Genomic DNA, 5,492 nt, shown 5'->3' with positions numbered 1-5,492 from the left:
AATGAGGCAAGGGAATGGAATATCGACATCAATGTCATGTAGGCGACCACGGTGATGCACTCAAGCATCCAGTATTGAGTGCACTGGTTAAATCATTAATGCAGCAACACTCTCGCCTCAATGTTATCGACACGCATTCAGGCACAGGGTGTTATGACCTCACTACAGCGCCAAGCAATCACGCCGGTGAGTTCGCTGAAGGGGTCGGGTACTTGTGGCGAAACAAAGCTTATCTTCCTCCAGCATTCGCTTCTTTTATGTCGGTGTTGGAATACTACAATCCGAATCAACTTATCTCTCTCTATCCGGGTTCTGCCGCCATCACTTACCAACAAGGCCGCAGCCAAGATAGTTTCTATTTTTCAGACATTCAGCAAGATGAAGCTGATTTACTGCAAACTAATATTGAGAGGTTACAGTGTAATCTTGATATCTCAAGCAAGCTGACTATTACCGCGGGTGATGGGCTTAAAGCGTTGCCTGACGACGTAGCAAAACACGATAATCATCACCTGATTGTTATCGATCCTCCCTATGAAACCGATTCTGAATATCTCGCAGTGATTGATGCCTTGGTTAAAGCGTATCAACAATCAGAAAAGGTATCTGCACTGATTTGGTACCCGCTTTACACGGATGACAAGAGCTCACTGATTCTGAATCACTGTGTTACTGCAGTGAAAGATGGTTTGCTGCCAAGTCCAATTAAGTCGGAGCTTCGCCTTCGAGACCCTAAGGGTGATGATCGCCTAATCGGCAGTGGTTTGTTGTTATTCAACCCACCACAAGGCATTTCAGGAATAGTCGCAGATACGCTTGATTATTTACACAGCCAACTCTCGACCAATGGTGAAGGCTACTGGCAAATGAGAAGCCTATAGATCTGATTTTTATGGGTTTTATGATGATTTTCGAGATGTAGATCGCTAAATCATTTCAATCTGTATGGTTTAAATTGACCAAACTCTAACTTTTATCGATTGATTTATCGCGATGAATCATATAAAAATAGTACATCAATGCGCACAGGTGCATACTGGCTCATAAGTTAAATAATTATCCCAAATTAATATCAGATTGTGGTTTACCCCCTAAACTGCATAAGGCTCGCACTAGTCACGCGAGCCTTTCTTTTGCCTGAAAGAAAACTTAAGGCATTGTTAGCACTTCAAAATCCACTACAACGCCGGATAATCGGTATAGCCTTTTTCGTTGCCGCCGAACAGAGTGGCGCCATCAAGATCGGATAGTTCACTGCCGTTTTGTAGGCGTGATACGAGATCTGGGTTAGCTACGAATGGGCGACCAAATGCGACAAGGTCAGCGTAGCCTTTGCTTAACACTTCTTCGGCGCGTTCTGGTGTGTAGCTGCCAGCGACGATGATTGTGTTGGAGAATAGTTCTCTTAGCTCTACACGGAAGCTTTCAGGTATCACAGGTGCGTCATCCCAATCGGCTTCTGATAGATGCAGATAAGCGATATTACGAGCTTGCAGTTCCTTTGACGCTTCTAAAATCGTTGGCACGATGTCTGGGCAGTTCATGTCTTTGAAGGTGATGAACGGAGCTAAACGAACGCCCACCTTATCGGCACCAATTGCATCAATCACTGCATCCACCACTTCGATTAGAAAGCGAAGTCGGTTCTCGCGGCTACCACCGTAGTTGTCGGTACGCTTGTTTGAGTTGGTTCTTAGGAACTGGTCAATCAGGTAACCATTGCCGCCATGGATTTCCACGCCATTGAACCCTGCCTCGACCGCTTTTTTTGCTGATTCAGCAAAATCTTGAACCACACGATCAATATCGGCTTGGGTCATCTCTCTTGGTTGGATGCAATCCACCATGTTGCCGTTACCATTCTCATCAGAGATCCAAACCTGCGTTTCTATAGGTGCCAGTGCAGAAGGTGCAATCGGCAACTCGCCTTTTTGGAAGGTTGGATGAGACACGCGCCCCACATGCCATAGTTGGCAGAATATCGCAGCGCCTTGTTCTTTAGCGGCAGAGGTGACACCTTGCCAACCTTCCACTTGTTCGCGTGTGTAAACGCCGGGTGTGAATGAGTATCCTTGAGAGTCATCTGAGATTTGTGTCGCTTCAGTGATGATTAGCCCAGCACTGGCACGTTGTTGGTAGTAAGTCGCCATCATTTCATTTGGCACGTTTCCAGGTTGGCTTGTACGAGCGCGTGTCATGGGGGCCATAACCACACGGTTTTGTAGTTCTAGATCTTTGAGTTCTGCTGTTTCGAATAATTTGCTCATGGTATTTACCTTGTGTCGGTCATGTGTTGATTGATTTAGCGTGCGGTGGTCACTATTTCGATTCCGCAGGGCTGAAGATAGAGTCGTTTTGTGGCTTTTCAGCTCGGTTGGCTTTTGCAATAAGCAACAAACCAATCACTGGGACAACAACGGCTGCGAATGGAATCATTCCTGCGCCTAGTTGGCTGTCGAGTACCATGCCGCCTAAGAAGCCACCGAAGGCATTGGCCAAGTTAAACGCTGAGATATTCGCGGTTGCTGCTAGCTCTTGGCCTTCGCCACCGTGGTTCATTACTCGAAGCTGCATAGCAGGAACGTTCGCAAATGATGCAATACCAAAGACAAATGCAGCTGCAACGAATAGGATTTTGTTGTCTACAACAAGGCCAACCACTACCAATGAAACGATCATCGCGATAGCCCAAAACATCGATGCTTTGCCTAAATCTTTGTCAGAAGAGCGTCCGCCCAAGGTGTTACCGATGATTAAGCCGACACCAACAATCACTAAGATCCAAGTGACTGATTCTTGACCGTAACCCGTGATGTGCATGGCGATAGGCGCAAGGTAGCCGTAAAGCGTCATGAAGCCAGACCAAGTAAAAGCGGTGATCGCCAAGCTGATGAGAAGCATTGGATTTTTGAATGCCAACAGCTGAGTTTTGATGTCTTTCGCTTCGCTGTGACCTGAAGATTTTATTGACGTTAAGATTGAAATCATGGCGATGGTGCCAAGTGCTGCCACGGTAAAGAAAGTGGTGTGCCAACCGAATTGCAAGCTCACCCAAGTTCCTGCGGGAACCCCAAGAACGTTAGCGAGCGTTAAGCCAGCGAACATCTGACCAACAGCACGACCTGCCATTTTCTCAGACACTAAATTGGTCGCGACAACGGCACCTATGCCATAGAAAGGACCTTGCACTAAGCCTGCGATAACGCGGCTTGCAAGTAGAAGTGGGTAGCTAGGAGCTAAGGCTGACAAGATATTACCGATGATGAACAAAGCCATTAAGCCAATCAGTACCATCTTCTTGTTAAAACGTGCGAGGTAGATGGTTAAGATCGGGCCACCAATAACGATAGCCAATGCGTAAGCACTGATTAGGTATCCGGCTTGACCTTCGGTGATCGAAAGGGATGTGGCAATTTGTGGAAGGATGCCTGCAATAACAAACTCAGCGGTGCCGATGGCAAAAGCTGCGAGTGTCAGTATCCAAACTTGGAATGGGATCTTTTCTTTATAGATCGCTTCTGGTTTCATAGTGAAGTACCTGTGTTAATTCTTGTTTGTTAGGACGTTTACATACACGCCCTAACGATTGTTCTTTGTTTCTTTGCGGAGTGTTAGCCGAGTAGAGCACCGCCATCGATGTCGATGATTGACCCCGTTACGTATGGGTTGTTAATCGCGAATAGATAGCCCATTGCGATATCTTTAGCCTCTCCGACTTTGCCTGCTGGTAGGTTGTTTTTCGCGTTGTCGTACATGCTTGTACGAGCTGAATCGTCCATGTTTTTGTAAGCCTCGGTCATCGTAAGGCCGGGGCTGACCGCGTTGACTCGAATCGGTGAAAGTTCTTTGGCAAGCACCTTAGTTACGCTCTCTAGCGCGGCATTAATCGCGGTTTTTACGTAAGTACCAGCAACCACTTTGCGTGACAGCATGCCCGTGGTTAGTGTGATTGAGCCGTTTGGAGTCATGTAACGTGCGGCGTGCTTGGCTACGTTTAAGCTTCCCCAAAACTTGGTATCAAATGCTGCTTTTGCGTCTGCGATAGCAACGTCTGTCACTTTTCCTGCGGGAGCGTATGAACCCGCGGTTATCACCAAGTGATCAAATGCACCGATCGATTCGAAGTATTCACAAACCGATTTCTCATTGCTGATATCAACGCCGGTGTGTCGGCTGGCAATGTGGACTGTGTTGTTTTCGTTTCTCAATTGCATTGCTAATGCTTTGCCGATACCTGATGTTCCACCAATGATGACGAATGTGTGCTTTTCTTGGTTTGTAAGTTCGTTGTTCATGTTCTGAATTCCTGCGTGTTCTGCTGATGGTTGTCATTATATTTATTCGACTAAATTTGATAATTGGCTAAAATATAAAATCATTATTCGGATTAACTGAATAGTAGGAGAGGTGAATGGACAAGTTTTCAGATATGGCGATGTTCGTGAGCATTGTTAAGCATCACGGGTTAGCAGCGGCGGGGCGAGAGTTAGGGCTTTCTCCTGCGACCATGACAGCAAGGCTTCAGGCGTTGGAAGAGCGTTATGGTGTGAAGCTGCTGAACCGAAGCACAAGACATGTGTCTTTAACTGACTCAGGGGAGCTGTATCACAAGGCGTGTCTGGAGATATTGGATAACGTCAGCGAGGCTGAAAACCTGATTCAAAATGGCGTTAAAGAGGTTAAAGGCCCACTAAAGATTGCGGCACCTAAAGACATCGGAAAGCAGTACATCCTTCCTATTTTGTCGGAATTTTGTCAGCAGTATCCAGACGTTATTCCCTACCTGTATTTGAACGATAATCTATCGAATATCGCTGAATCAGGCATGGACATCGTGATTCGCTACGGAGAATTGGTTGATAGTAGTTTGATCTCAAGACGCTTATCACCAAGCCGACGAGTGCTGTGCGCTTCACCAGAATATCTCGCTAGACACGGCACGCCGATCAAGCCACAAGATTTGGTTGAACATGACTGTTTGGCTATGCTTCGTAGCAATGAAGAGCTAAAAACATGGCACTTTCAAGATCATGATATGAAGAAGGCTGTGACGGTTGTGCCGAAGCGATTTTCAGACGATGGTGAAGTGATTCGATACTGGGCATTGCAAGGAGAAGGGATTGCGTTGAAGTCGGTACTCGATGTGCAAGATGACATCAATAATCAACGCCTTGTGACGCTACTTAATGGCTATATGAAGAACTTCAATACCTCTACGTCAGTATCGAGCGCCGACTTGAATGTGGTGTACATCAGCAAGAAATATCAGCCGAAACGTACTCGGCTGTTTTTGGATTATCTGTTTGATAATTTTAATGACTTGGTCGAGAAATCAGGCAGAGATTAATTATCGTTAATCTATTGAAAATGAAACCTCAATGACGATAGATCTATAGTGCCTTTGAAGCTTTATTGATCAAATAAACTCTATTACCGAATTGCAGTTTACCCCCTAAGTTGCATCTGGCTCGCATTAGTCACGCGAGCCTTTC

Annotated in this window: 5 protein-coding genes; 2 read left to right on the top strand and 3 right to left on the bottom strand. The window is 46.0% G+C overall.

The genetic code is table 11. From position 1 onward, the window contains the following. The first annotated feature begins 14 nt into the window (after window positions 1–14). The gene (gene rlmJ / locus AB4232_RS13330) at window positions 15–881 is read left to right on the top strand and encodes a 23S rRNA (adenine(2030)-N(6))-methyltransferase RlmJ (protein ID WP_372087311.1); all 867 of its coding nucleotides are present in this window, start codon (window positions 15–17) and stop codon (window positions 879–881) included. A gap of 297 nt (window positions 882–1,178) precedes the next feature. On the opposite strand, the gene AB4232_RS13325 is transcribed toward rlmJ, so the two are convergent. From AB4232_RS13325 to AB4232_RS13315, 3 genes are all read right to left on the bottom strand, one after another. Beyond that, window positions 1,179–2,267, bottom strand: coding sequence for an alkene reductase (locus AB4232_RS13325; RefSeq protein WP_372087310.1), 1,089 nt, complete (start codon window positions 2,265–2,267; stop codon window positions 1,179–1,181). Between the two features lie 52 nt (window positions 2,268–2,319). Continuing rightward, window positions 2,320–3,528 carry an MFS transporter gene (locus AB4232_RS13320; RefSeq protein WP_372087309.1) on the bottom strand — a complete coding sequence of 403 codons (1,209 nt, stop codon included), beginning with the start codon at window positions 3,526–3,528 and terminating at the stop codon, window positions 2,320–2,322. A gap of 83 nt (window positions 3,529–3,611) precedes the next feature. Next, window positions 3,612–4,295: an SDR family oxidoreductase gene (locus AB4232_RS13315; protein WP_372087308.1), complete on the bottom strand. Its 684-nt coding sequence runs from the start codon at window positions 4,293–4,295 to the stop codon at window positions 3,612–3,614. Window positions 4,296–4,411: 116 nt separating this feature from the next. Here AB4232_RS13315 and AB4232_RS13310 point away from each other — a divergent pair, with 116 nt between their 5' ends. Beyond that, the gene (locus AB4232_RS13310) at window positions 4,412–5,347 is read left to right on the top strand and encodes a LysR family transcriptional regulator (RefSeq protein WP_372087307.1); all 936 of its coding nucleotides are present in this window, start codon (window positions 4,412–4,414) and stop codon (window positions 5,345–5,347) included. Window positions 5,348–5,492 lie beyond the last annotated feature (145 nt).

The organism is Vibrio sp. 10N.286.46.A8 (genome assembly GCF_041470165.1).
Taxonomy (GTDB): domain Bacteria; phylum Pseudomonadota; class Gammaproteobacteria; order Enterobacterales; family Vibrionaceae; genus Vibrio; species Vibrio tasmaniensis_A.
This window is presented reverse-complemented; position numbering and strand designations above follow the sequence as displayed.

Bases quoted from the DNA above. Each gene is read 5' to 3' on its own strand.
- rlmJ (WP_372087311.1), top strand. From the start codon at position 15: ATGGAATATCGACATCAATGTCATGTAGGCGACCACGGTGATGCACTC.
- AB4232_RS13325 (WP_372087310.1), bottom strand. From the start codon at position 2,267: ATGAGCAAATTATTCGAAACAGCAGAACTCAAAGATCTAGAACTACAA.
- AB4232_RS13320 (WP_372087309.1), bottom strand. From the start codon at position 3,528: ATGAAACCAGAAGCGATCTATAAAGAAAAGATCCCATTCCAAGTTTGG.
- AB4232_RS13315 (WP_372087308.1), bottom strand. From the start codon at position 4,295: ATGAACAACGAACTTACAAACCAAGAAAAGCACACATTCGTCATCATT.
- AB4232_RS13310 (WP_372087307.1), top strand. From the start codon at position 4,412: ATGGACAAGTTTTCAGATATGGCGATGTTCGTGAGCATTGTTAAGCAT.